Origin of the sequence: Mycobacterium sp. NPDC050551 (genome assembly GCF_040674075.1) — a bacterium.
Taxonomy (GTDB): domain Bacteria; phylum Actinomycetota; class Actinomycetes; order Mycobacteriales; family Mycobacteriaceae; genus Mycobacterium.
On record NZ_JBFARC010000005.1, the window covers coordinates 274,747 to 299,521 of the forward strand.

At 70.1% G+C, this 24,775-nt stretch carries 24 protein-coding genes and 1 tRNA gene; 12 read left to right on the top strand and 13 right to left on the bottom strand.

Annotation, left to right across the window (positions count from 1 at the left end; all coding sequences use genetic code 11):
• Positions 1–9 precede the first annotated feature (9 nt).
• The 3 genes from AB0K11_RS21195 to AB0K11_RS21205 are packed head-to-tail and all read right to left on the bottom strand — an operon-like array spanning position 10 to position 2,983.
• Positions 10–1,113, bottom strand: a complete 1,104-nt coding sequence (locus AB0K11_RS21195; protein WP_364981296.1) for a bifunctional RNase H/acid phosphatase — start codon at positions 1,111–1,113, stop codon at positions 10–12.
• A complete protein-coding gene (locus tag AB0K11_RS21200; protein WP_364981299.1) occupies positions 1,113–1,844 on the bottom strand; it encodes a C4-type zinc ribbon domain-containing protein in 732 nt (243 codons plus the stop codon). The genes AB0K11_RS21195 and AB0K11_RS21200 overlap by 1 nt, the downstream gene beginning before the upstream one ends.
• Positions 1,841–2,983 carry a Nif3-like dinuclear metal center hexameric protein gene (locus AB0K11_RS21205; RefSeq protein ID WP_364981302.1) on the bottom strand — a complete coding sequence of 381 codons (1,143 nt, stop codon included), beginning with the start codon at positions 2,981–2,983 and terminating at the stop codon, positions 1,841–1,843. The genes AB0K11_RS21200 and AB0K11_RS21205 overlap by 4 nt, the downstream gene beginning before the upstream one ends.
• 71 nt (positions 2,984–3,054) lie before the next feature.
• Here AB0K11_RS21205 and AB0K11_RS21210 point away from each other — a divergent pair, with 71 nt between their 5' ends.
• From AB0K11_RS21210 to AB0K11_RS21220, 3 genes are read left to right on the top strand one after another with little or no spacing between them, the layout of a single operon-like run.
• Complete coding sequence (locus AB0K11_RS21210) at positions 3,055–3,735, top strand: HAD-IA family hydrolase (RefSeq protein WP_364981305.1); 681 nt, start codon at positions 3,055–3,057, stop codon at positions 3,733–3,735.
• On the top strand, positions 3,728–4,222 hold the full coding sequence (locus AB0K11_RS21215) for a low molecular weight protein-tyrosine-phosphatase (protein ID WP_364981308.1): 495 nt from the start codon (positions 3,728–3,730) through the stop codon (positions 4,220–4,222). The genes AB0K11_RS21210 and AB0K11_RS21215 overlap by 8 nt, the downstream gene beginning before the upstream one ends.
• Positions 4,222–5,049 carry an SURF1 family protein gene (locus AB0K11_RS21220; RefSeq protein ID WP_364981311.1) on the top strand — a complete coding sequence of 276 codons (828 nt, stop codon included), beginning with the start codon at positions 4,222–4,224 and terminating at the stop codon, positions 5,047–5,049. Before AB0K11_RS21215 ends, AB0K11_RS21220 begins: the two co-directional genes overlap by 1 nt.
• Here AB0K11_RS21220 and AB0K11_RS21225 read toward each other — a convergent pair.
• From AB0K11_RS21225 to AB0K11_RS21245, 5 genes are all read right to left on the bottom strand, one after another.
• Positions 5,003–5,959: a cobalamin biosynthesis protein gene (locus tag AB0K11_RS21225; RefSeq protein ID WP_364981314.1), complete on the bottom strand. Its 957-nt coding sequence runs from the start codon at positions 5,957–5,959 to the stop codon at positions 5,003–5,005. The genes AB0K11_RS21220 and AB0K11_RS21225 overlap by 47 nt on opposite strands.
• A 38-nt stretch (positions 5,960–5,997) precedes the next feature.
• Positions 5,998–6,654 carry a hemerythrin domain-containing protein gene (locus AB0K11_RS21230; protein WP_364981317.1) on the bottom strand — a complete coding sequence of 219 codons (657 nt, stop codon included), beginning with the start codon at positions 6,652–6,654 and terminating at the stop codon, positions 5,998–6,000.
• 119 nt (positions 6,655–6,773) lie between these two features.
• Positions 6,774–6,845 (bottom strand) — tRNA-Val (locus tag AB0K11_RS21235).
• A gap of 40 nt (positions 6,846–6,885) precedes the next feature.
• Positions 6,886–7,353, bottom strand: a complete 468-nt coding sequence (locus tag AB0K11_RS21240; protein ID WP_364981320.1) for a peroxiredoxin — start codon at positions 7,351–7,353, stop codon at positions 6,886–6,888.
• Positions 7,353–7,778 carry a DUF3052 domain-containing protein gene (locus tag AB0K11_RS21245; protein ID WP_364981323.1) on the bottom strand — a complete coding sequence of 142 codons (426 nt, stop codon included), beginning with the start codon at positions 7,776–7,778 and terminating at the stop codon, positions 7,353–7,355. The genes AB0K11_RS21240 and AB0K11_RS21245 overlap by 1 nt, the downstream gene beginning before the upstream one ends.
• 265 nt (positions 7,779–8,043) lie before the next feature.
• Here AB0K11_RS21245 and aceE point away from each other — a divergent pair, with 265 nt between their 5' ends.
• From aceE to AB0K11_RS21280, 7 genes are all read left to right on the top strand, one after another.
• Positions 8,044–10,833 carry a pyruvate dehydrogenase (acetyl-transferring), homodimeric type gene (gene aceE / locus AB0K11_RS21250; protein WP_364981325.1) on the top strand — a complete coding sequence of 930 codons (2,790 nt, stop codon included), beginning with the start codon at positions 8,044–8,046 and terminating at the stop codon, positions 10,831–10,833.
• A gap of 41 nt (positions 10,834–10,874) precedes the next feature.
• Positions 10,875–12,161, top strand: a complete 1,287-nt coding sequence (locus AB0K11_RS21255; protein WP_364981328.1) for a helix-turn-helix domain-containing protein — start codon at positions 10,875–10,877, stop codon at positions 12,159–12,161.
• Between the two features lie 143 nt (positions 12,162–12,304).
• Positions 12,305–13,210, top strand: a complete 906-nt coding sequence (locus AB0K11_RS21260) for an ACP S-malonyltransferase (protein ID WP_364981870.1) — start codon at positions 12,305–12,307, stop codon at positions 13,208–13,210.
• A 98-nt stretch (positions 13,211–13,308) separates the two neighbouring features.
• Entirely contained in the window at positions 13,309–13,608 is a 300-nt protein-coding gene (gene acpM / locus AB0K11_RS21265) for a meromycolate extension acyl carrier protein AcpM (RefSeq protein WP_264010542.1), read from the top strand.
• Positions 13,605–14,855 (top strand): 3-oxoacyl-ACP synthase KasA, encoded by a 1,251-nt coding sequence (kasA, locus tag AB0K11_RS21270; RefSeq protein WP_364981333.1) that lies wholly within the window; start codon positions 13,605–13,607, stop codon positions 14,853–14,855. The genes acpM and kasA overlap by 4 nt, the downstream gene beginning before the upstream one ends.
• A 38-nt stretch (positions 14,856–14,893) precedes the next feature.
• Positions 14,894–16,147: a 3-oxoacyl-ACP synthase KasB gene (kasB, locus tag AB0K11_RS21275; protein ID WP_364981336.1), complete on the top strand. Its 1,254-nt coding sequence runs from the start codon at positions 14,894–14,896 to the stop codon at positions 16,145–16,147.
• Positions 16,148–16,203: 56 nt separating this feature from the next.
• Positions 16,204–17,625, top strand: a complete 1,422-nt coding sequence (locus AB0K11_RS21280; RefSeq protein WP_364981339.1) for a carboxyl transferase domain-containing protein — start codon at positions 16,204–16,206, stop codon at positions 17,623–17,625.
• A gap of 83 nt (positions 17,626–17,708) precedes the next feature.
• On the opposite strand, the gene AB0K11_RS21285 is transcribed toward AB0K11_RS21280, so the two are convergent.
• Positions 17,709–19,250 carry a glycerol-3-phosphate dehydrogenase/oxidase gene (locus tag AB0K11_RS21285; protein WP_364981342.1) on the bottom strand — a complete coding sequence of 514 codons (1,542 nt, stop codon included), beginning with the start codon at positions 19,248–19,250 and terminating at the stop codon, positions 17,709–17,711.
• On the bottom strand, positions 19,247–19,828 hold the full coding sequence (locus AB0K11_RS21290) for a helix-turn-helix domain-containing protein (protein ID WP_364981345.1): 582 nt from the start codon (positions 19,826–19,828) through the stop codon (positions 19,247–19,249). The genes AB0K11_RS21285 and AB0K11_RS21290 overlap by 4 nt, the downstream gene beginning before the upstream one ends.
• A gap of 41 nt (positions 19,829–19,869) precedes the next feature.
• Between AB0K11_RS21290 and AB0K11_RS21295 the strand changes: the two genes are divergently transcribed.
• Positions 19,870–21,450, top strand: coding sequence for an FAD-binding oxidoreductase (locus tag AB0K11_RS21295; RefSeq protein ID WP_364981873.1), 1,581 nt, complete (start codon positions 19,870–19,872; stop codon positions 21,448–21,450).
• Complete coding sequence (locus AB0K11_RS21300) at positions 21,447–22,355, top strand: diacylglycerol kinase (RefSeq protein ID WP_364981348.1); 909 nt, start codon at positions 21,447–21,449, stop codon at positions 22,353–22,355. Before AB0K11_RS21295 ends, AB0K11_RS21300 begins: the two co-directional genes overlap by 4 nt.
• Here the strand turns inward: AB0K11_RS21300 and AB0K11_RS21305 are convergent.
• The 3 genes from AB0K11_RS21305 to AB0K11_RS21315 form a co-directional block, all read right to left on the bottom strand.
• Positions 22,352–22,864 carry a DUF3145 domain-containing protein gene (locus AB0K11_RS21305; protein ID WP_264010535.1) on the bottom strand — a complete coding sequence of 171 codons (513 nt, stop codon included), beginning with the start codon at positions 22,862–22,864 and terminating at the stop codon, positions 22,352–22,354. The two genes, AB0K11_RS21300 and AB0K11_RS21305, sit on opposite strands and share 4 nt — an antisense overlap.
• Positions 22,865–22,970: 106 nt before the next feature.
• Positions 22,971–23,795 (bottom strand): serine hydrolase domain-containing protein, encoded by an 825-nt coding sequence (locus AB0K11_RS21310; protein WP_364981352.1) that lies wholly within the window; start codon positions 23,793–23,795, stop codon positions 22,971–22,973.
• A 10-nt stretch (positions 23,796–23,805) separates the two neighbouring features.
• Complete coding sequence (locus tag AB0K11_RS21315; RefSeq protein ID WP_364981355.1) at positions 23,806–24,771, bottom strand: homocysteine S-methyltransferase family protein; 966 nt, start codon at positions 24,769–24,771, stop codon at positions 23,806–23,808.
• Positions 24,772–24,775 lie beyond the last annotated feature (4 nt).

The following is a 24,775-nucleotide window of genomic DNA, read 5'->3' on the forward strand; positions in this document are numbered from 1 at the left end:
CGCCTCAGATCACAGATACGAAGTCTGGTTCACCAGTCGCACCGACGCCACGCCGTCGGGATAGAACTCGGCGACGCTCAGCGAGGCGAGGTCGAGGTGCAGCCGGTAGAGGATCGTGGGCCCGGCGTCGAGCGCCAACCGCAGCATGGTTTTGATGGGCGTCACGTGGGACACCACCAGCACCGTGGCGTCGCCGTGCTCGGCGATGATGCGGTTGCGCGCGCGCCGGACGCGGTGCGCCACGGTGTCGAAGCTCTCGCCGCCGGGCGGGTCGATGGCGGTGTCACGCAACCACCGCGAGTGCAGGTCCGGATCCCGTTCGGACGCTTCGGAGAACGTCAGGCCCTCCCAGTCGCCGAAGTCCGTCTCGATGAGGTCTTCGTCGACGGTGAGATCGAGCCCCAGCGCCTTGGCCGCCGCCGCGGCGGTGTCGTAGGCGCGTTGCAGCGGCGACGTCACGACGGCCGAGATCCCGCCGCGCTGGGCGAGGTACCCCGCTGCGGCGTCGGCCTGCCTGCGGCCGAGGTCGGTCAACGCCGGATTGCCGCGGCCGGAGTAGCGGCGCTGCACCGACAGCTCGGTCTGTCCGTGCCGCAGCAGCATCAGCCGGGTCGGCGCGCCGCGGGCACCGGTCCAGCCCGCCGGGTTCGTCACCACCTGCGTCGACGCGGGTGCGTCCGCGGTCGCCCCGGACGGGCCGTCACCGATCCCCGCCGCGGCGTCCATCGCTTCGTTGGCCAGCCGATCGGCGTGCGCATTCTGTGCGCGCGGGATCCAGCGGTAGTCCACCCGCTCGAACCTGCCGGCCAGACCGCTTGCCTCGCGGTGCAATTCGATCAGGTCGGGATGCTTGACTTTCCAGCGGCCGTTCATCTGCTCGACCACCAGCTTGGAATCCATGGCAACGGCCACCTCGGTGGCGCCCACGCCGGCGGCTTCCTCGAGTCCCGCGATCAGCCCGCGGTACTCCGCGACGTTGTTGGTGGCACGCCCGATCGCCTGCTTGCTCTCTGCGAGAACGGTGGCGCGGTCGGCCGAGAACACCACCGCACCGAACCCGGCGGGACCCGGATTGCCGCGCGACCCGCCGTCGGCCTCGACGATCACCTTCATCAGGCGTTGTCCTTCACGCGCAACAGGATCGCACCGCACTCAGGACACCGCAGCACCTCGTCCTCGGCCGCGGCCGAGATCCTCGCCAGTTCGCCGCGGTCGATTTCGATCCGGCAGGCGCCACACCGGCGGCCCTGCAGTGCGCCCGCCCCCGGGCCGCCGCCGGAGCGCTGGCGCTCGTAGAGCTTCACCAGGTCGGCGTCGAGCATCTCGACGATTTCGTCGCGCCGCGTGGCCCGCTGGCGCCGCGTCTGACCGAGTTCGTTGACGGCCGCGTCCCGCGCCGCGCGGGCTGCGCTCAGGCCGGTCTGCAGTTCGTCGATGGTGGAGAGCGCCGCCGCCTGTTGCTCCTGTAGTTCCTCGCGCCGCTCCATCACCTCCAGCAGCGAGTCCTCCAGGCTGGCCTGCCGACGTTGCAGCGTCTCGAGTTCGTGCTGCAGTTCGGTGACCTGTTTGGCGTTGGCGGCGTTGTCGAGCAGTGACCGGTCACGGTCCTCCCGCTTGCGCACCGAGTCGATCTCGCCTTCGAGCTTGGCGGCCTGGCCCTCGAGATCGTCGAGCGCGATCTGCAGGACGGCCAGCTTGTCGTTGGCCTCGGTGTGCTCGGCCTGCACGGCGTCGAGCCGTTGCTGCTCGGCGAGGTTCTTCGTCCGGTGGTCGATGCGACTGAGCTCGGCGTCGACCTGAGCCAGCTCGAGCAACGAGCGCTGTTGCACTACTTCGGCTTTCATGTCCTCTTTTCCGTACGGTCGTCTTCGACGTTCCACGGGTCGGTGCGCACCGGACAGACCTGCACCGGCAGTGCGGCGCCGAATCGGCCGCGCAACAGCTCGGCCGCCTGATGGCACCAGGGGAATTCGCTCGCCCAGTGCGCGACGTCGACGAGCGCCACCGGCGACCCGCGTCGGTATTCGTCGGCGGGGTGATGGCGCAGGTCGGCGGTGACGTAGGCCTGGACGTCGGCGGCCGTCACGGCGTCCAGCAGGGAGTCGCCCGCGCCGCCGCACACCGCCACCCGCGACACCGTCGCGCGCGGATCGCCCGCGGCCCGCACCCCCCACGTCGTCTCGGGCAGTGCGGCACGGACCCGCGCCACGAATGACGAGAGCGGTTCGGGTGCGGGCAGCTGCCCGATCCGACCCAGGCCGGTGTCACCCGGCAGCGGCGCCAACGCCAGCACGTCGAAGGCGGGTTCCTCGTAGGGATGCGCGGCGCGCAACGCCGCGAGGATGCGGGCACGCGACCTCGCCGGTGCGATCACCTCCACCCGGTCCTCCGGCACCCGCTCGACGGCGCCGACGCTGCCGATCGCCGGGCGGGCGCCGTCGTGCGGCAGGAACTGACCGGTTCCGGCGACGGTCCAGCTGCAGTGCGAGTAGTCACCGATGTGGCCCGCGCCCGCGGCGAACAGGGCTTCGCGGAGTGCGTCGGAGTCCTCGGTCGGCACGAACACGACCCACTTGTCCAGGTCGGCGCGCGGCTGCGACGGGGACAACGCGTCACCCACCTCGAGCCCGATCGCCTCGGCCAGCGCGTCGGAGACGCCGGGACGGGCGCTGTCGGCGTTGGTGTGCGCGGTGAACAGGGCGCGTCCGGAGCGCAGCAGCCGGTGCACCAGCGCGCCCTTGGGAGTGCTCGCCGCCACGGTGTCCACGCCGCGCAGCAGGAGCGGGTGGTGCGCCAGCAGCAGACCGCCGTCGGGCACCTCGTCGACGACGTCGGCGGTGGCGTCCACCGCGACCGTCACCGAAGAGACCGTCTCGTCGGGGTCGCCGCACACCAGGCCCACCGAATCCCACGCCTCGGCGAGCCCGGGTGGATACGCGTCGTCGAGGACGTCGATGATCTCGGCCAGACGGACACTCCCCACATCACGACAGTAATGGGCGGTCCGGCCGGTGGGATTTCGGGACGACGCACCGCGTCGGGGACAATGGCGGTGTGACGGACACGCTGGACAGCACGCTCGCCGCGACGCGACCGCAGCTGGTCCTCTTCGACCTCGACGGCACCCTGACCGACTCGGCACGCGGCATCGTGTCCAGCTTCAAGCACGCGCTCGCCGAGGTCGGCGCCCCTGTGCCGGACGGCGACCTGGCCGGGCGGATCATCGGGCCGCCGATGCACCACACCCTCGGCGCCATGGGACTCGGCGACCGCACCGCCGCGGCGGTCGCCGCCTACCGGGCCGACTACACGACGCGGGGCTGGTCGATGAACAGCCTGTTCGACGGCATCCCCGGTCTGCTGGCCGACCTGCGGGCGGCCGGGGTGCGACTGGCGGTGGCCACCTCGAAGGCGGAACCCACGGCACACCGGATCCTCGAACACTTCGGTCTGGCCGACCACTTCGAGGTGATCGCCGGCGCCAGCGTCGACGGCTCGCGCGCCGAGAAGGCCGACGTGGTGGCCCATGCGCTGGCCAAGTTGGCGCCGCTGCCCGAGCGGGTGCTGATGGTGGGTGACCGCAGCCACGACGTGGAGGGCGCCGCGGCACACGGCATCGACACGGTGGTGGTCGACTGGGGTTATGGCCGCACCGATTTCACGAGGCCCGGTGCGGTGCGCGGCCGGGCACACGTGGCCACCGTCGCCGATCTGCGCGAGGTGCTCGGTGTCTGAACCACTGCATGTGACCTTCGTCTGCTCGGGCAACATCTGCCGCTCCCCGATGGCGGAGAAGATGTTCGCCCATCAGATCGCCGAACGCGGCCTGGCCGACGCGGTCCGGGTGAGCAGCGCGGGCACCGGCGGCTGGCATGCGGGCGACCCGGCCGACAGCCGGGCCGGTCGCGTCCTGCGTGCCCACGGCTATCCCTCGGCCCACTGCGCCGCGCAGGTCGACGACGACCACCGCGGCGCCGACCTGGTGGTGGCGCTGGGACGCAACCACCTGCGCATGCTCGGCGAGCAGGGTGTGCCGTCGAACCGGCTGCGGATGTTGCGCTCCTTCGACCCGCGCTCGGGCGCGCACGCGCTGGACGTCGACGACCCCTACTACGGCACCCAGGACGACTTCGAGGACGTGTTCCGGGTGATCGAGGCGGCGCTGCCCGGCCTGCACGACTGGGTGGACGAACGCCTGGCCGAACGCGGACTGGCCAGCTGATGCGTCGGTGGGCGTTCTTCCTACGGCCGGGCTGGCTCGCCCTGTTCGTCGTGGTGATGGCGTTCGCCTACCTCTGTTTCACCGTGCTGGCTCCGTGGCAGCTCGGCAAGAACACCAAGACCTCACGGGAGAACGACCAGATCGCCTACTCGCTCACCGCGGACCCCGTTCCCGTGACGACCCTGCTGCCGCAACAGGATTCGTCCGCAGCTGATGACCAGTGGCGACGGGTGACGGCCACCGGCCACTATCTGCCCGACGCGCAGGTGCTGGCCCGGCTACGGGTGGTCGACGGCGACCCCGCCTACGAGGTGCTGGTGCCGTTCGCCGTGGACGGCGGGCCCACCGTGCTCGTCAATCGCGGGTACGCCAAGCCGGAGCAGGGCTCCCAGGTGCCGCCGATCGCCCCCGTCCCGGGGGGCACGGTCACCATCACCGCGCGGCTGCGGGACTCCGAACAGGTCGCCGCCGACAAGAAGCCGATGCGTGCCGAGGGCTTCGACCAGGTGTACTCGATCAACACCGCGCAGGTCGCGACGCTGAAGGGGGTTCCGCTGGCCGGCTCGTACCTGCAACTCGTCGAGGACCAGCCCGGCGGTCTCGGGGTGATCCCGCTGCCGCACCTCGACGCGGGGCCGTTCCTGTCCTACGGCATCCAGTGGATCGCGTTCGGCATCATCGCCCCGATCGGGCTGGGCTACTTCGTGTACTCCGAGGTCCGCCAGCGCCGACTGGAGAAGGCCGCGGCGACGGCTGCCGCGGCGGCGCCCCCAGCGCCGCTCACCGCCGAGCAGAAGATCGCCGACCGCTACGGCAGGCGGCGCTGACCAGGACGGCAAGCATCGCGGCGGCCAGCTGCACTGCCCGCGACAGGCGCACCGCACGCCCGACGTCAGCGACCTCGGGGACGCGGCCGTCGCCGAGAGTCGGGCGGATCTCCAGCTCGTGGGCGTACTGCGTCGGCCCGCCCAGCCGGACTCCGAGCGCACCGGCGAACGCCGCCTCCACCACACCGGCGTTGGGGCTGGGATGGCGCGCGGCGTCGCGCCGCCAGGCCCGCACCGCTGCCGCGGGCGAGCCGCCGACCACCGGGGCGCACAGCGCCACCAGGACACCGGCCACCCGGGCGGGCAGATAGTTCAGCACGTCGTCCAGACGGGCCGCGGCCCAGCCGAAGTTCGCATAGCGCGGCGAGCGGTGGCCGATCATCGCGTCGAGGGTGTTCGCGCCGCGGTAGACCAGCACGCCCGGCACACCGGCCGCCGACGCCCAGCACAACGGCGCCACCTGCGCGTCGGAGGTGTTCTCGGCGACCGACTCGACCGTCGCGCGGGTCAGGCCCGCGGCGTCGAGCACCGACGGGTCACGGCCGCACAGCGACGGCAGCAGCCGGCGGGCGCCGTCGAGGTCGCCGGCGTCGAGCAGCGCGGACATGTCTGCTCCCACCCGTGCGAGTGACGTACCGCCGAGCGCGACGAATGTCGCCAGCCCCGTCATCGAGGCGGTCGCGACACCGCCACCGCGCCCGGACATCCGCTGCGCCGTCACGCCGAGCACGGTGAGCACACCGAGCAGGATGCCGGTGTGCGCAACGCCTGCGGTGCGGGTGTCGGCGTAGGTCGCCCGTTCCAGAGCGGCGGCGGCGTTGCCGAACAGCGCCACCGGGTGGCCCCGCCGCGGATCGCCGAACGCGAAATCGGCCGCACACCCGGCCGCGATACCCCCGGATCTCGACACGACGGTCAGCGTCTCATGGCCTCGGCCGGAGTGGACGGTCAGGCTCCCGGGCCGTACAACGCCGTGCGGTGAGATCTGTACGCGCGACCGCCCGCCAGTTTCAGCACGATTCGCAACGGCACCGGCACCGCCGCCATGAAGCGGCGTCCCTCCTCCGGGGTGGCCTGGCTCAGCAGAATGCCCCCGTACGCGAGGGCGAACCACAGGTTGGCCGGCTTGACGTAGGCCGCGCCCCGGTCAATGAACGTCTGCCACTCGGCGGCGGAGAGATGCTCACCGACGAGCGGGACGAGATCTCGCTCCTCGTCCCGGAAATGGCCGGCGGCGATGCCCGACAACGCGTCGACTCTGTCGGCGAGCACGGTCCCGTGTCGGGAGTCTGCGGTGCGCTGCCACGACGGCCGGATCGACTCGATGTCCTTCATCACATCGGCGATCGCCAGGTGCTCGGTGCGGGCCCGGTCGGCAACGTCGTCGCCCAGCCCACTCCGGCTGTGCAGCGTCGGCCACAAGAAGTCGTCCTCCGCGGCGTGATGATGGTGCAGCACCGACAGCATGTTGCCCAGATAGGCGCCGACCGTGCGCGAGCGCTTCACGTCACCCGGTGCGACGTCGTTGATGAGAGCGGGGATGTTGCCGAACTCGATGCGAAACGTCCGGTGGATCATCGCCATCTGGAACGGTTCGCTCGTCATGGCAGAACCCCCTGTGGATGACGGACGACGACAATCCTATGGCCGTCCGCGGCTCGGGGAGGCACATCGGACCGAAGCACGGGACGTCGGCGACCGCAGTCGCCTGAGCCGATCATGAGTGGGCGCGGAGGGTTTCGAACCCCCGACCGCTGGTGTGTAAAACCAGAGCTCTACCACTGAGCTACACGCCCGTGCCGGGCAGGCTACACGGCGTTGACCTGCGACCGGAAATCAGTCGACGGATGCCAGCGAGGCCAGCGCGGCGGTCCACACGGCCTGGTCGCGCGGCTCGCCGGGCTGCTTCATCTCGGCGAACCGGATGACCCCCGAGCGGTCCACCACGAACGTCCCGCGGTTGGCGAATCCGGTGTCGTCGTTGAACACCCCGTACGCCTCGGCTACGGCGCCGTGCGGCCAGAAGTCGGCCAGCACGGGGAAGGAATAGCCGTGGCGGCCGGCCCACGCCTTGTGGGTGGGCGGCGGCCCGACCGAGATGGTCAGCGTCGCGGTTTCGGCGTTGTCATAGCGGGACAGGTTGTCGCGGATCTCGTCGAGCTCGCGCTGACAGGTCGGGGTGAACGCCAACGGGAAGAAGACCAGGACGACGTTGCGCGCACCACGGAAGTCGGCGAGGGCCACCGGCCTGCCGTGCTGGTTCTTCAGCGTGAAGTCGGGCGCCTGCGCGCCCGGCCCCAGCACTAACGCCTTCCCGCGGCCTTGGACTTCGGCTGCACCAGCCGGCTGGCGATCCAGTCTCCGAGGTTGGCCGACGACGTGGGCATCAGCCCGGCGGTCGGCGCCGACTCGGCGATCTCCGCCGGCTGCACGTGACCCGGCTTGCCGGTCTTCGGGGTGACCACCCAGATGACACCGTCCTCGGCCAACGGCGTGATGGCATCCATCAACCGGTCGACGAGGTCACCGTCGTCGTCGCGCCACCAGAGCAGCACCACGTCGACGACCTCGTCCGCATCCTCGTCGAGCAGCTCGCCGCCGCACGCGTCCTCGATGTCGGCCCGGATGTCGTCGTCGACGTCCTCGTCCCAGCCCAACTCCTGGACAACCTGTCCTTTTTCAATGCCCAGCCCCTGGGCGAAGTTCGGGGCGTCCGCCGCCGCGACCACCGTCGGTCCTCCTTGTGTCTGTGAGTGCACCGGCCCTATCGTCGCACGCCGCCCTGCTGATGCGGATGACTGGCGGCCCGGTTTGTCAATATGAGGCGCCACACCGGTCGGCACGGTCTGCAGACGTTACCGCGTGCCACCCCCCACCGTCGGATAGTTCGGCTCCTCACCCCACCGGTGCGGTTCGGGCACGATGGGAGGACGATGGAGGTCGTTGGCGCCGATCGCGCCCGCACCCCCGTACCGCACTACCAAGGAGCGGAAGTTGACCACCGAGTTCGCGCGCCAGGACCTGGCTCAAAACTCATCGAATTCACCCGAGCCCGACCGGGTCCGGGTGATCCGTGACGGTGTCGCGTCGTACCTGCCCGACATCGACCCCGAAGAGACCTCCGAATGGTTGGAATCGTTCGACGCACTCCTGGAGCGCTCCGGCCCCGCGCGGGCGCGCTACCTGATGCTGCGTCTGCTCGAACGTTCCGGTGAGCAGCGCGTCGCCATCCCGGCGCTGACCTCCACCGACTACGTCAACACCATTCCCACCGAACTGGAACCCTGGTTCCCCGGCGACGAGGACGTGGAGCGCCGGTTCCGGGCCTGGATCCGGTGGAACGCCGCCATCATGGTGCACCGCGCGCAGCGACCGGGAGTCGGTGTGGGCGGCCATATTTCGACGTATGCGTCCTCGGCGGCGCTCTACGAGGTCGGGTTCAACCACTTCTTCCGCGGCAAGAGCCATCCCGGCGGTGGCGACCAGGTGTTCATCCAGGGTCACGCCTCCCCCGGCATCTACGCCCGCGCGTTCCTCGAGGGCCGGCTGACCGCCGACCAGCTCGACGGGTTCCGGCAGGAGCACAGCCACCCCGGTGGCGGGTTGCCGTCCTACCCGCATCCGCGGCTGATGCCGGACTTCTGGGAGTTCCCCACGGTGTCGATGGGCCTGGGCCCGATGAACGCGATCTACCAGGCGCGGTTCAACCACTACCTGAACGACCGCGGCATCAAGGACACCTCCGATCAGCACGTGTGGGCGTTCCTCGGCGACGGCGAGATGGACGAGCCGGAGAGCCGCGGCCTGGCACACGTCGCCGCACTCGAGGCGCTGGACAACCTGACGTTCGTCATCAACTGCAACCTGCAGCGTCTCGACGGTCCGGTGCGCGGCAACGGCAAGATCATCCAGGAACTCGAGTCGTTCTTCCGTGGCGCCGGCTGGAACGTCATCAAGGTGGTGTGGGGCCGCGAGTGGGACGCTCTGCTGCACGCCGACCGCGACGGTGCGCTGGTGAACCTGATGAACACCACCCCCGACGGGGACTACCAGACCTACAAGGCCAACGACGGCGGATACGTCCGCGACCACTTCTTCGGCCGCGACCCTCGCACCAAGCAGTTGGTGGAGAACCTGTCCGACACCGACATCTGGAATCTCAAGCGCGGCGGGCACGACTACCGCAAGGTCTACGCCGCCTACCGCGCGGCGACGGAGCACAAGGGTCAGCCGACGGTGATCCTGGCCAAGACCATCAAGGGCTACACGCTGGGCAAGCACTTCGAGGGCCGCAACGCCACCCACCAGATGAAGAAGCTTGCGCTCCAAGACCTCAAGGACTTCCGCGACGCGCAGCGCATCCCGATCAGCGACGAGCAGCTCGAGGACAACCCGTACCTGCCGCCGTACTACCACCCCGGTCCGGAGTCTTCGGAGATCCGCTACCTGCTCGACCGGCGTCGCGCACTCGGCGGGTTCGTGCCCGAGCGGCGGACGAAGTCCAAGGTGCTCACGCTGCCCGGCCGCGACGCCTACAAGGCGCTGAAGAAGGGCTCGGGCAAGCAGGAGGTCGCCACCACCATGGCGACGGTGCGCACGTTCAAAGAACTGTTGCGGGACAAGAACATCGGGCACCGCATCGTGCCGATCATCCCCGACGAGGCCCGCACCTTCGGGATGGACTCGTGGTTCCCGAACCTCAAGATCTACAACCGCAACGGCCAGCTGTACACCTCCGTGGACGCCGAATTGATGCTGGCGTACAAGGAGAGCGAAGTCGGCCAGATCCTGCACGAGGGGATCAACGAGGCCGGCTCGGTGGGCACGTTCATCGCCGCGGGCAGCGCCTACTCCACGCACAACGAGCCGATGATCCCGCTCTACATCTTCTATTCGATGTTCGGTTTCCAGCGCACGGGCGACAGCTTCTGGGCCGCGGCCGACCAGATGGCGCGCGGCTTCGTGCTGGGCGCCACGGCCGGGCGCACCACGCTGGTCGGCGAGGGCCTGCAGCACGCCGACGGCCACTCGCTGCTATTGGCCTCGACGAATCCCGCTGTGGTGGCTTATGACCCGGCCTTCGCCTACGAGATCGCCTACATCGTGGAGAGCGGCCTGGAGCGGATGTACGGCGAGAACCCGGAGAACGTGTTCTTCCACATCACCATCTACAACGAGCCCTATCAGCAGCCCGCAGAGCCCGAGGACCTCGACGTCGAGGGACTGCTGCGCGGCATCTACCGCTACCGGCGCGGGCCGCAGGGCAAGACGAACACCGCCCAGATCCTGGTGTCGGGCGTCGGCATGCCCTCGGCGTTGCGGGCGGCCGAGCTGCTCGCCGAGGACTGGGACGTCTCGGCCGACGTCTGGTCGGTCACCAGCTGGGGCGAACTGAATCGCGACGGCGTGCAGGTCGAGAAGGACCTGCTGCGCCATCCGGAGCGGCCGGCAGGCACCCCGTACATCACCAAGGTGCTCGAGGACGCGGCCGGACCGGTCGTGGCGGTGTCGGACTGGATGCGCGGCGTGCCCGAACTGATCCGGCCGTGGGTGCCCGGCACGTACATCACGCTGGGCACCGACGGCTTCGGCTTCTCCGACACCCGGCCCGCGGCGCGGCGCTACTTCAATACCGACGGCGAATCGGTCGCGGTCGCGGTGCTCGAGGGGCTCGCCCGCGACGGCAACATCGACGCCTCGGTGGCCGTCGAGGCGGCCCGGCGTTACGAGATCGACGACGTGATGGCCGCCCCCGAGCAGACCTCCGATCCCGGCGTGGCCTGACGGTTGGAGGAAGCCGCCAAATACTGGCGTAGATTTTAGGGATGGCCGACAATCGGTACGTTCCGCCTGCATCCACCCTCGAGGTGCTGCAGACGGTGCCGGACCCGGTGCTGCGCCGGTTGAAGCAGTTCTCCGGGCAGCTGGCCACCCAGGCCGTGCACGTCATGGAGGAGCGGCTGCCGTTCTTCGCGGGCCTGGAGGCCTCGCAGCGGGCGAGCGTGCAACTCGTCGTGCAGGCCGCGGTGGTGAACTTCGTCGAGTGGATGCGTGACCCGCAGAGCGACGTGAGCTACACGGCGCAGGCCTTCGAGGTGGTGCCCCAGGATCTGCGGCGTCGCATCGCGCTGCGCCAGTCGGTCGAGATGGTGCGGATCACGATGGAGTTCTTCGAAGAGGTGGTGCCGCTGCTGGCACGCAACGAAGAACAGCTCACGGCGCTGACCGCGGGCATCCTGCGTTACTCCCGCGACCTGGCGTTCGCCGCGGCCACGGCATACGCCGATCAGGCCGAGGCCCGCGGCGCCTGGGACACCAGGATGGAGGCCAACCTGGTCGACGCGGTGGTGCGCGGCGACATCGGACCGGATCTGCAGTCCCAGGCCGCGGCACTGAACTGGGACGCCACCGCGCCCGCGACCGTGATCGTCGGACTGCCGCACCCCGACCGCAAGGACCTGGCTTCCGACGACGTCCGCGACGTGGTCACCCGCAACAACCGGGCGGCCCTGACCGATGTGCACGGCAACTGGCTGGTCGCGATCGTGTCCGGACCGCTCTCGGTGACCGACCGGTTCGTCACCGACCTGATGAAGGCGTTCGCCGACGGTCCGGTGGTGGTCGGGCCGACGGCGCCGACGCTGGCGGGTGCGCACCGCAGTGCCACCGAGGCGATCTCCGGGATGAACGCGGTGGCGGGCTGGACGCTGGCGCCGCGGCCGGTGTCGGCCAGGGAGCTGCTCCCCGAGCGGGCACTGCTCGGGGACGCGACCGCGATCACCGCCCTCGCGTCGGAGGTGATGAGGCCGCTGGCCGACGCCGGGCCGGCGCTGACCGAGACGCTGGACGCGTACCTGGACTCCGGCGGTGCGATCGAAGCCTGCGCACGCAAATTGTTCGTTCATCCAAACACCGTCCGATACCGCCTCAAACGGATCGCCGACTTCACCGGTCGGGATCCCACACTGCCCCGCGACGCCTACGTGCTGCGGGTGGCGGTGACGGTGGGCCGGCTGAACAACAAGGCATACCAGCCGACTGCGGCCAACCAGGGAAATGTGCAGGTTCCGGCGGCGCGGCCGGCCGCCGACGCACCGCAGCGGCGCAGGTAACACATTGCGGCAAGGTGTCGATGACGTCGCTTCACATGCACTTTTGTGGACTGTCCACAAAAACATAAGACAAGGTTCATAATCTCTTACACGGCGCGAAGTCGTCTTCACAGTGTTCTCTTAGAGACGTGCCTCAAGGACCTATCGCGCTGCTCGCTCCCGGACAGGGCTCGCAGACCCCCGGGATGCTGACGCCGTGGCTGGAACTTCCCGGCGCCGGTGAGCGCATCGCCGCGTGGTCCGAGATCGCCGGCCTGGATCTGGCCCGGCTGGGCACCACCGCCACCGCCGAGGAGATCACCGACACCGCGGTGACGCAACCGCTGGTGGTCGCCGCCACCCTGCTCGCGCACGAGGAGCTGAACCGCCGCGGGCTGCTCGCCGGCGCCGAGACGGTCGTCGCGGGCCATTCGGTCGGTGAGATCGCGGCCTATGCGATCGCCGGGGTCATCTCCGCCGACGACGCCGTCCGGCTCGCCGCCACCCGTGGCGCCGAGATGGCCAAGGCGTGCGCACTGGAGCCCACCGGCATGTCGGCGGTGCTCGGCGGCGACGAGGCCGACGTGCTGGCCCGCCTCGAGGCACTCGACCTGATCCCCGCCAACCGCAACGCCGCAGGCCAGATCGTCGCCGCCGGCGCCCGCTCGGCGCTGGACAAGCTCGCCGAGGATCCGCCGGAGAAGGCCCGCGTCCGGCCACTGGCCACCGCAGGCGCCTTCCACACGCACTTCATGGCGCCCGCCACCGACGGCTACTCGGCCGCCGCCGACGCCGTCAGCCCCGCCGAGCCGACCACCCGGCTGCTGTCCAACGCCGACGGGCAACCGGTAGTCTCGGCCGCCGATGCCATGGGCAAGCTGGTCGCACAGCTGACCCGGCCGGTGCGCTGGGACCTGTGCACCGCGACGATCCGCGAGCTCGCACCCGTCGCGATCGTCGAGTTCCCGCCCGCCGGCGCATTGGCCGGCATCGCAAAACGTGAGCTCAAGGGGGTACCGACGCGTGCCGTCAAAACCCCGGCCGATCTGGACGGGCTGAACGAGCTCTGACCGTCTGACCCGGCCAGCGCCGTCCGGGACAGACACCTGAAAAACGTCCAACCAAAGAGAACGTCCACCAAGTAACAACTCAGATAGAAGGAGCCACTGTGGCTGCCAGCCAGACAGAAATCATCGCCGGTCTCGCCGAGATCATCGAAGAGGTCACCGGTATCGAGCCCTCCGAGGTCACCCCCGAGAAGAGCTTCGTCGACGACCTCGACATCGACTCGCTGTCGATGGTGGAGATCGCGGTGCAGACCGAGGACAAGTACGGCGTGAAGATCCCCGACGAGGACCTCGCGGGCCTGCGCACCGTCGGTGACGTCGTCGCCTACATCCAGAAGCTCGAGGAAGAGAACCCCGAAGCCGCCGCAGCGCTGCGCGAGAAGTTCTCGGCGGAATCGTGACCAGGCCTTCCACTGCTAACGGCGGTTTCCCGAACGTCGTCGTGACCGCAGTCGAGGCCACCACGTCGCTCGCGGCAGACGTCGAGAGCACGTGGAAGGGCCTGCTGGCCGGCGAGAGCGGCATCCGCATCCTCGAAGACGAGTTCGTCGACAAGTGGGACCTCCAGGTCCGCATCGGCGGTCACCTGGTCGACAACGTCGACGACCACATGACCCGCATCGACATGCGTCGCATGTCCTACGTGCAGCGCATGTCGAAGCTGCTGAGCCGTCGTCTGTGGGAGAACGCGGGCACGCCCGAGGTCGACCCTGACCGGTTCGCGGTGATCATCGGCACCGGACTGGGTGGCGGCGAGAAGATCGTCGAGACCTACGACGCGATGAACGAGGGCGGGCCCCGCAAGGTGTCCCCGCTCGCCGTTCAGATGATCATGCCGAACGGCGCGGCGGCCGTCGCCGGCCTGGAGTTGGGCGCCCGCGCCGGGGTCATCACCCCGGTGTCGGCGTGCTCCTCCGGGTCGGAGGCCATCGCCCACGGCTGGCGTCAGATCGTCATGGGAGATGCGGACTTCGCCGTCGTCGGCGGCGTCGAAGGCGGTATCGAGGCGCTGCCGATCGCGGCGTTCTCGATGATGCGCGCGATGTCGACGAACAACGACAACCCGGCGGGCGCCTCACGGCCGTTCGACAAGAACCGGGACGGGTTCGTCTTCGGTGAGGCCGGCGCGATGATGATCATCGAGACCGAAGAGCATGCCAAGGCCCGCGGCGCCAAGCCGTTGGCCAGGCTGATGGGCGCCGGCATCACGTCGGACGCGTACCACATGGTCGCGCCGGATCCGAACGGCCTTCGGGCCGGGCAGGCGATGAAGCGTGCGATGGAGACCGCGGGCCTGTCGCCCAAGGACATCGAGCACGTCAACGCACACGCCACCGCCACGCCGATCGGTGACACGGCCGAGGCAAGCGCCATCCGGGTCGCCGGCGTGGAGCACGCCGCGGTCTACGCGCCGAAGTCGGCGCTGGGCCACTCGATCGGTGCGGTGGGCGCCCTGGAGTCGATCCTCACGGTGCTCGCACTGCGCGACGGCGTCATCCCTCCCACGCTGAACTACGAAACCCCCGACCCCGAGATCGATCTCGATGTCGTTGCAGGTGAGCCTCGTTATGGCGAATACAAGTACGCCATCAACAACTCGTTCGGGTTCGGTGGCCACAATGTGGCTCTGGCGTTCGGCCGCTACTGAGTAGCGCCCGCGCGTAGGAAGGGATCAACGGAGCAGTAATGGCAGGGTTAGCAACGGGTAACGGCTTCCCCAATGTGGTCGTCACCGGCATGGCGATGACGACCGCGCTGGCAACGGACGCCGAAACCACCTGGCAACGACTGTTGGACGGGCAGAGCGGGATCCGCAAGCTCGAGGATCCCTTCGTCGAGGAGTACGACCTACCGGTCCGCATCGGCGGACATCTGCTGGAGGACTTCGACGGTGAGCTGACGCGCGTGGAGCTGCGCCGGTTGTCGTATCTGCAGAAGATGTCGACGGTGCTCAGCCGCCGGGTGTGGGAGAACGCCGGCTCGCCGGATGTGGATCCCAAGCGGCTGATGGTGTCGATCGGCACCGGTATGGGCTCCACCGAACACCTCCTCTACGCCTACGAGGACATGCGGTCCAAGGGCCTGCGCGCCGTGTCCCCGCTTGCGGTGCAGATGTACATGCCGAACGCCGCCGCCGCGGCGGTCGGCCTGGAGCACAAGGCCAGGGCCGGGGTCATCACCCCGGTCTCGGCCTGCGCCTCCGGCTCGGAGGGCATCGCCCAGGCCTGGCGCAACATCGTGCTCGGCGAGGCGGACGTCGCCATCTGCGGCGGCGTCGAGACCAAGATCGAGGCGGTGCCGATCGCCGCCTTCGCCCAGATGCGCATCGTGCTGTCGACCACCAACGACGATCCCGCGGGCGCCTGCCGCCCGTTCGACAAGGACCGCAACGGGTTCGTCTTCGGCGAGGGCGGCGCGCTGATGGTGATCGAGACCGAGGAGCACGCCAAGGCCCGCGGCGCCACCATCCTGGCCCGCATCATGGGCGCGAGCGTCACCTCGGACGGGTACCACATCGTGGCGCCCGACCCGAACGGCGAGCAGGCCGGGCACGCGATGGCGCGGGCCATCCAGCTCGCTGGACTGAAGCCCACCGACATCGACCACGTCAACGCGCACGCCACCGGCACCAGCGTCGGCGACGTCGCCGAGGGCAAGGCCATCAACAACGCGATGGGCGGCCACAAGCCGGCGGTCTACGCACCCAAGGCGGCGCTGGGGCACTCCGTCGGCGCCGTCGGGGCCGTCGAGTCGATCCTGACGGTGCTCGCACTGCGCAACGGTGTCATCCCGCCGACCCTGAACCTGAAGAACCTGGATCCGGACATCGACCTCGACGTCGTCGCCGGCTCACCACGACCAGGCAATTTCCACTACGCGATCAACAATTCGTTCGGATTCGGCGGGCACAACGTCGCGGTCGCCTTCGGAAAGTACTGACACAAAACGACCTTCCGGAGGCGAAAGCCGACATCGGAACGGGCACAGGAGGAAACATGACGATCATGGCACCGGAGACTGTCGGCGAATCACTCGACCCGCGCGACCCGCTGCTGCGTCTGAGCTCGTTCTTCGATGACGGCACGGTCGAACTGCTGCACGAGCGGGACCGCTCGGGTGTGCTGGCCGCCGGCGGCAGCGTGAACGGCGTGCGCACCATCGCGTTCTGCACCGACGGCACCGTCATGGGCGGCGCGATGGGCGTGGAGGGCTGCAGGCACATCGTCAATGCCTACGACACCGCGATCGAGGAGCAGAGCCCCATCGTCGGCATCTGGCACTCGGGCGGTGCGCGACTGGCCGAGGGCGTCAAGGCGCTGCACGCCGTCGGGCTGGTCTTCGAGGCCATGATCCGGGCGTCGGGGTACGTCCCGCAGATCTCGGTGGTCGTCGGATTCGCGGCCGGTGGCGCCGCATACGGTCCCGCGCTGACCGACGTGATCGTGATGGCGCCCGACAGCAAGGTCTTCGTCACCGGGCCCGACGTGGTGCGCAGCGTGACCGGTGAGGACGTCGACATGGTGTCCCTCGGTGGTCCCGAGGCCCACCACAAGAAGTCCGGCGTGTGCCACATCGTCGCGGACGACGAACTCGACGCCTACGAACGCGGTCGCCGGCTGGTCGGATTGTTCTGCCAGCAGGGGCATTTCGACCGCAGCAAGGCCGAGGCCGGCGACACCGACCTGACCGCGCTGCTCCCCGACTCCGCGCGCCGCGCCTACGACGTGCACCCGCTGGTGAACGCACTGCTCGACGAGGGCACCCCGTTCGAGGAGTTCCAGGGCAAGTGGGCGCCGTCGATGGTGGTGGGCCTCGGCCGGCTGGCCGGGCGCACCGTCGGCGTGCTGGCCAACAACCCGTTGCGCCTCGGCGGCTGCCTGAACTCCGAGAGTGCCGAGAAGGCAGCGCGGTTCGTGCGGCTGTGCGACGCGTTCGGTGTCCCGATCGTGGTCGTCGTCGACGTGCCCGGCTACCTGCCGGGCGTCGACCAGGAGTGGGGTGGTGTGGTCCGCCGCGGCGCCAAGCTGCTGCACGCCTTCGGCGAGGCCTCCGTTCCCCGGGTCACTTTGGTCACCCGCAAGATCTACGGCGGCGCGTACATCGCGATGAACTCCCGCTCGCTGGGTGCCACCAAGGTGTTCGCGTGGCCCGACGCCGAGGTCGCCGTGATGGGCGCCAAGGCCGCGGTCGGCATCCTGCACAAGAAGAAGCTGGCCGCCGCCGCCCCCGAGGACCGCGAGGCTCTGCACGAGGAGCTGGCCGCCGAGCACGAGCGGATCGCCGGTGGCGTCGACTCCGCCATCGAGATCGGCGTGGTCGACGAGAAGATCGACCCGTCGCACACCCGCAGCAAGGTGACCCAGGCCCTGGCCGAGGCGCCTGCGCGCCGTGGCCGGCACAAGAACATCCCGCTGTAAGGCTTCGACTCCGGCCGAGTGGCCACTTGTGACGCGCATTCACTTCGAATACGTGCCATGAGTGGCCATTCGCCATTTTCGGCTCAGCGGCGCAGTGCGATGAACTCCTCCGCGGCCGACATCGCGCGCGCCCGGTCGGACTCGACGAGGCCGATCCGGGTGCGCCGGTCCAGGATGTCGTCGACGGTCAGTGCCCCCTCGTGGGTCACCGCGTACTCGAATTCCGCTCGGGTGACGTCGATTCCGTCGGCGACCGGTTGGGTCGGCCGGTCACAGGCGGCGCGGGCGACGACGTTGGGCGCCTCGGCGCCGTAGCGCGCGACGAGCGAGGACGGCAGCTCGACCGGCGAGCGCAGTGTCGCCACCGGATTCGACGGCGCCCCGACCAGCGGCAGATTGCGGGTGCGGCAGGGCGTCGCAGCCAGCCCGCGCAGCGCCACGGCGCGATCGAGCACGTCCTCGGCCATGTACCGGTACTCGGTGAGCTTTCCTCCGACGACACTGAGCACGCCGTCGCGGGATTCGACGACCGCGTGTTCGCGGGAGAGGTCCGCGGTGTCGCCGTCGCCCCTGTCGATCAGTGGCCGCAGCCCGGCGTAGGCACCGACGACGTCGCGATGCCCGAGGGTCACGTCGAGTGCGGTGTTCACGGTGTCCAGTAAGAAATCGATCTCCTGCGTGGTGGGCTGCGGGACGTCGGGCACCGGACCGGGCGCGTCCTCGTCGGTGAGTCCGAGATAGACCCGGCCCAGCTGTTCGGGCATGGCGAACACGAACCGGTTCAGTTCCCCGGGGATCGGGATGGTCAGCGCCGCAGTGGGATTGCCGAGAGCGCCGGCGTCGAACACCAGGTGGGTGCCGCGGCTGGGCCGCAGCCGGATCGACGTGTCGACGTCGCCCGCCCAGACTCCGGCTGCGTTGATCACCACACGAGCGGAGACCGTGGTGGACTCCCCCGTCAGCTGGTCGGTGAGTGTCACCGACGTCCCGGTGGCCCGCGAGGCCGCCACCCTGGTCAGGATCCGCGCGCCGTGCTGGGCGGCGGTGCGGGCGACCGCGGTGACGAGCCGCGCGTCGTCGATGAGCTGACCGTCGTAGGCGAGGAACCCGCCGTCCAGTCCGGCGCGGCGGACCGTCGGCGCCAGCGCGACGGCGCGGGCGGCGTCGACGCGGCGTGACCGCGGCAGCGTCGAGGCAGGCGTGCCCGCCAGCCTGCGCAACCCGTCTCCGGCCAGGAATCCGGTCCGCACCAGCGCCCGGGACACCCGGTTCATCGACGGCAGCAGCGGCACCAGCTGCGGCATCGCGGTAACCAGATGAGGTGCGTTGCGCGACATCAGGATTCCGCGCTCGACGGCACTGCGCCGGGCGATGCCCACATGGCCCGACGCGAGGTAGCGCAGCCCGCCGTGCACCAGCTTGGAGCTCCACCGGCTGGTGCCGAACGCCAAGTCGTGCTTTTCGACCAGCACCACGGACAGTCCGCGGGTGACCGCGTCGAGTGCGATTCCCGCACCGGTGATCCCGCCACCGATGACGACGACGTCGACGGCTTCGCCGTCGCCCAGTGCGTTGAGTTCCGCCGTGCGGCGGGCGGCGTTCAGTGCGGTCGTGGTGCCGGTCATGGCGCGAGGTATCCGTTCAGCGAGTGTTCGAGTTCGGTCGCCAGTGCAGCGGTGTCGAGGATGGGCGCGATGGTCTGGGCCGAGAGGATGGTCGACTGGGTGATCAGCAGGCACATCGCCGCGAGCTGACGCGCGTCGCCCGCACGGACGCTGCCCTCGTCCTGGGCTGCCTTCAATTCGCCGGTGACGGTGTCGAGCAGGATCTGCTGACTCGTTCCGAGGCGCTCCGAGAGGTACAGCATCGCGAGGTCCGGGGCCTCGTGCAGGACCGCCATGATCACGTCGTCGCGGCGGAGCCGCCCGGCCACCGCGAGGATGCGCTCGACCACCCACCTGCGGCCGACGCCGCCGCTGGGCGCGTCGTCGAGCGCGCGGGTGATCCGCTGCGTCAGCACCGCCGCGAGGATCGACCGGGTGTCGGGGAAACGCCGGTACACGGTCGGCCTGCTCACGCCGGCGCGCCGGGCGATCTCTGCCAGCGTCACCCTGGCCACGCCGAACGCGAGCACGCATCCGGCCGCCGCGTCGAGGATGCGCGCCTCGACCGACTCCTCCATGACTTTACTGCTTGACAGCATGTGTAACACTGTAACGCATGAGTCGAGCCGATGCACCGCCGATGAAGTGGAATGCCTGGGGCGACCCGGACGCGGCGAAGCCGCTGTCGGACGGGATCCGCCGGCTGCTCGAGCAGGCGCTCGGGGTGGACGCCCAGCCGCGGCCCGAGCTGGACATCGACGAGGTGCGGCTGCGTCCGTCGGCGCTGCCGGCGGGCGAGCGTGACGCGTTGTGCGCCATCGTCGGCGACCCCCACGTGATCACCGACGACCGGGGCCGGCTGCTGCGCGCGGGCGGCAAGTCGACGCTGGACCTGCTCCGCCGGCGGGACCACGGCGAGCAGGACGCCCCCGATGCGGTGGTGCTGCCCGGTGACGAGACCGAGGTGGCCGACGTGCTGGCGCACTGCGCCCGGCAACGCATCGCGGTGGTGCCGTTCGGCGGCGGCACGAGTGTCGTGGGCGGCGTCGACCCGGTCCGCGCCGACTTCACCGCCGTCGTGTCCCTTGACCTGCGCCGGCTCGACCAGCTGCACCACCTCGATCCGATCTCCGGCGAGGCCGAACTCGGCGCGGGCGTCACCGGCCCGCAGGCCGAGACGCTGCTTGCGGCGCAGGGATTCTCACTCGGTCACTTCCCGCAGAGCTTCCAGTTCGCCACCATCGGCGGGTTCGCGGCCACCCGCTCGTCGGGCCAGGGCTCGGCCGGCTACGGCCGCTTCGACGACATGGTCCGCGGCGTGCGCGCGGTCACCCCGGCCGGTGTGCTCGATCTGGGCCGCGCGCCGGCATCGGCGGCCGGACCTGATCTCCGCCAGCTCCTCGTCGGCTCCGAGGGGGTGTTCGGCGTGATCACCCGGGTGCGGGTGCGCGTGCACCCGGTGCCCGAGGTGACCCGCTACGAGGCCTGGTCGTTCCCCGACTTCACCACCGGCGCAGCGGCATTGCGCGCCGTCGTGCAGAACGGCGCCGGGCCCACCGTGCTGCGGTTGTCCGACGAGGCCGAGACGGGTGTCAACCTGGCGACGTCGGAGAGCATCGGCGAGCAGTCGATCACCGGCGGGTGCCTGGCGATCACCACCTTCGAGGGCACCGCAGCCCATGCGCAGAGCCGCCACGACGAGACGCGCGCGGTGCTCGAGGCGCACGGCGGGACGTCGCTGGGCGAGGATCCCGCGCGGGCGTGGGAGCACGGGCGGTTCAATGCGCCGTACCTGCGTGACGCGCTGCTCTCGGCCGGGGCGCTGTGCGAGACGCTGGAGACCGCGACCAACTGGTCGAATGTGCCCGCGCTGAAGGACGCGGTCACGGAGGCGTTGACTGCGGCGTTGGCCAATTCCGGTACGCCGGCGCTGGTGCTGTGCCACATTTCGCACGTGTATCCCACCGGCGCATCGCTGTACTTCACGGTGGTGGCCGGACAGCGCGGCAACCCGATCGAACAGTGGCGCACGGCCAAGGCGGCGGCGTCGGAGGCGATGGTCCGCACCGGCGGCACCATCACCCATCATCACGCCGTCGGCGCCGACCACCGGCCGTGGATGGCCGACGAGATCGGCGATCTCGGGGTCGCGGTGCTGCGCGCCGTCAAGGCCACCCTCGACCCCACCGGAATCCTGAACCCGGGCAAGCTGATTCCGTGACGGGGCAGCTCGGCCGCATCACGCTGCTGACCAACCCGCTGTCGGGCCACGGTAACGCGCCCCACGCCGCGCAGCGGGCCGTCGCGCGCTTCCAGCAGCGCGGGGTCGACGTGTGCGAGATCGTCGGCACCGACGCCGCACACGCCCGCCGACTCGTCGACGAGGCCCTCGCCGCGGGGACCGACGCGCTGGTGGTGGCAGGCGGCGACGGGGTGATCTCGCTGGCGCTGCAGGCGCTCGCGCTCGGCGACGTGCCGCTGGGCATCGTGCCCGCGGGCACCGGCAACGACCACGCGCGCGCCTTCGGAGTGCCCACCGGGAACCCGGAGGCCGCGGCGGACATCGTCGTCGACGGCCGTACCGAGACCATCGACCTCGGCCGGATAGAGGACGCCGGCGGCGCGGTGACGTGGTTCGGCACCGTGATGGCCGCCGGCTTCGACTCACTGGTCAGTGACCGCACCAACCGCATGCGCTGGCCGCACGGCCGGATGCGGTACAACGTCGCGATGGTGGCCGAACTGTCCCGGCTGCGACTGCTGCCGTTCCGGCTGACCTTCGACGACGGCGAGGAGACGGTCACCGACCTGACGCTCGCCGCGTTCGGCAACACCCGGAGTTACGGCGGCGGCATGCTGATCTGCCCGGACGCCGACCACACCGACGGCCTGCTCGACGTCACGATGGTGCACTCGGCGTCACGCAGCAAGCTGATCCGGCTGTTCCCCACGGTGTTCAAGGGCACCCATGTCGGCCTCGACGAGGTGACCACGGCACGTGCCCACCGGGTGCACGTCGACTCGCCAGGGATCAACGCCTACGCCGACGGCGACTACGCGTGCGCACTCCCGGTCACCGTGTCAGCGGTGCCGCGGGCGCTGCGCGTACTGCGGACCGGCGCCTAGCCGACTCCCCGGCTCAGCCAGCTGACCTCGGCGCCTGCGCCGCCGTCCCGGTAGGGCTCCAGCGCCTCGTCCCACGCGGTGCCGAGCACGGAGTCCAGTTCGGCGGCCAGCATGTCGGCACCGGAGGCCATCAGCGTCCGCAACCGCATCTCGCCGACCATCACGTCGCCGTTCGCGCTCATCGCCCCGCTCCACAACCCCAACTGCGGGGTGTGGCACCAGCGGTGGCCGTCGACGCCTGGGCTCGGGTCCTCGGTGACCTCGAAGCGCAGCACCGACCAGGAGCGCAGGGCGTTGGCCAACTGGCCGCCGGTGCCCACCGGCCCGACCCAGTTGGTGACCGCGCGCAGCTGTCCGGGCATGGCCGGCTGCGGCGTCCACTTCAGATTCGCCCTCGCCTGGAGGGTCGACGACAACGCCCACTCGACATGCGGGCATACCGCCGCGGGAGAGGCATGGACGTACACCACGCCAGTCGACGCGTCGGCGAACTGGTTCAACGCACGCATAGCTGCTCCTTCGGATCCACGAGGGACGTCTTCCCCAACGACCTGGTGATTCCGAGTTGTAGCTGTGTCGTGCGTGTCTATTGTGCCTCGTGAGGCACCTGTTGCGCTAGTCTGCGCCGAATTCTCTCAGGACACCGTCAGAGATCGCCGTCCACGGCTCGTGCGCCCAGTCGCCGAAATCCCGGTCACCCAGCACCACCAGGGCAAGGTCGGCGTCCGGGTCGACCCACAGAAACGTGCCGGTCTGACCGAAATGCCCGTACGTCGACCCGCTGTTCGCCGAGCCCGTCCAGTGCGGCGACTTGCCGTCGCGGATCTCGAAGCCCAGCCCCCAGTCGTTGGGACGCTGGCGACCGTAGCCGGGCAACACGCCGTCGAGCCCGGGGAACTGCACGGTGACGGCCTCCTCGTGCATCTGCGCCGAGACCGTGGCGGGCCGCAGCAGGTCCAGTGCGAAGGCCACCAGATCGGACGCCGTCGACGTCGCGCCGTAGCCCGCGGCCCCCGCGCCGCCCTCGAGCGACGAGTCGGACATGCCGAGCGGCTCGAACACCGCCTCGGACAGGTATCGCGCGAAGTCGATCTCGGTGGCCGACTCGAGGGTCTGCGCCAGCACCGCGAACCCGTGATTCGAATACACGCGCCGCGCTCCGGGCTCGGCCATCACCTCGTCGGACCGCATCGCGTAGCCGGCGGTGTGCGCCAGCAGGTGGCGCACCGTCGACCCCGGTGGCCCGGCGGGCGTGTCCAATTCGACGGCGCCCTCTTCCACGGCGACGTGGGCGGCCCGCGCGACGAGCAGTTTCGTCACCGATGCCAGCGCGAACCGGCGCTCCTGGTCGCCGTGGGAGGCCAGCGGACCCTTGGGCCCGACGACCGCCGCGGCGACGTTGTCGACCGGCCAGTCGGCGATCGCATCGAGTGCTGCCACGTACTGCAGCCTAAGTGGTGCTCCACGCGGTGCAGATCGCCGCCACGTGGCGGGCGTCCGTGCCGCAGCACCCGCCGAGCACGGCCACCGCGGGCAGCCGGTCGCGCAGCAACAGGTGCTGGGCAGCGAGATCGGCGGGATCACCGTCGTCGAGTTCGGTGGCCTCGTCCAGCTCGGCGTGACTCTTGGTGGATGCGTTCACCCGCAGACCAAGCAGTCGCCCCCACGGGCCGTCCTGCTGCAGCGCGCCGGCGAAATGGGTGGGGTGTGCGCAGTTCACCATGAAGTAGGCGGCCCCGGCGGCGGTCGCCGCGTCCACCTGTTCGATCGCCTCGGCCAGCGGCTGGCCGGTCGGAAGCCGGCCGTCCGTCTCGACGGTGAACGAGATCGCCGCCGGGATGCCTGCCGCCGCCGCGGCGCGCACGATGCCGATCGCCTCTTCGGCGTTGGTCATCGTGATCGCGGTCACCTGATCGGCCGAGGTGTCGGCGAACGTCCCGATCTGCACCGCGTGGTAGCGCTCGGCGTCCTCGGGCGTCATGGCGGTCCCGGGGTCGTAGCCGTCGCCGCGCGGGCCCACGCACCCACTCACCACCACGGTGATGCCCTCCGTCGCGGCCGCCGACCTGATCTCCTCGGCGAGCGCGACGGCCGAGCGATTGGCCGCGTCGAGTTGCTCGGGCGAATAGCCCAGCAGCGCGGCCCAGTCCGGGTTCGCCCGCCAGGTGGGCGTCTCCACCACGAAACCGGCGCCCAATCTGCGGGCGATGTCGACATAACCGTCGTAGTAACGCCGGAGCCGCGCCCGCTGCTCGGGGACGTCGAGCAGAGGGAACGCGGCGAAGCTCGGCAGGTCCATCCCGTCGTGGAAGACCAGCTCCGTCTCCAGACCACCGTCGGTGACGAACAATCCGGTGCCCCCGAGCTGCGGGAGCGGCGCTCTGGTGCCCGACGGCTGCGCATCGATGGTCGTCATCAGG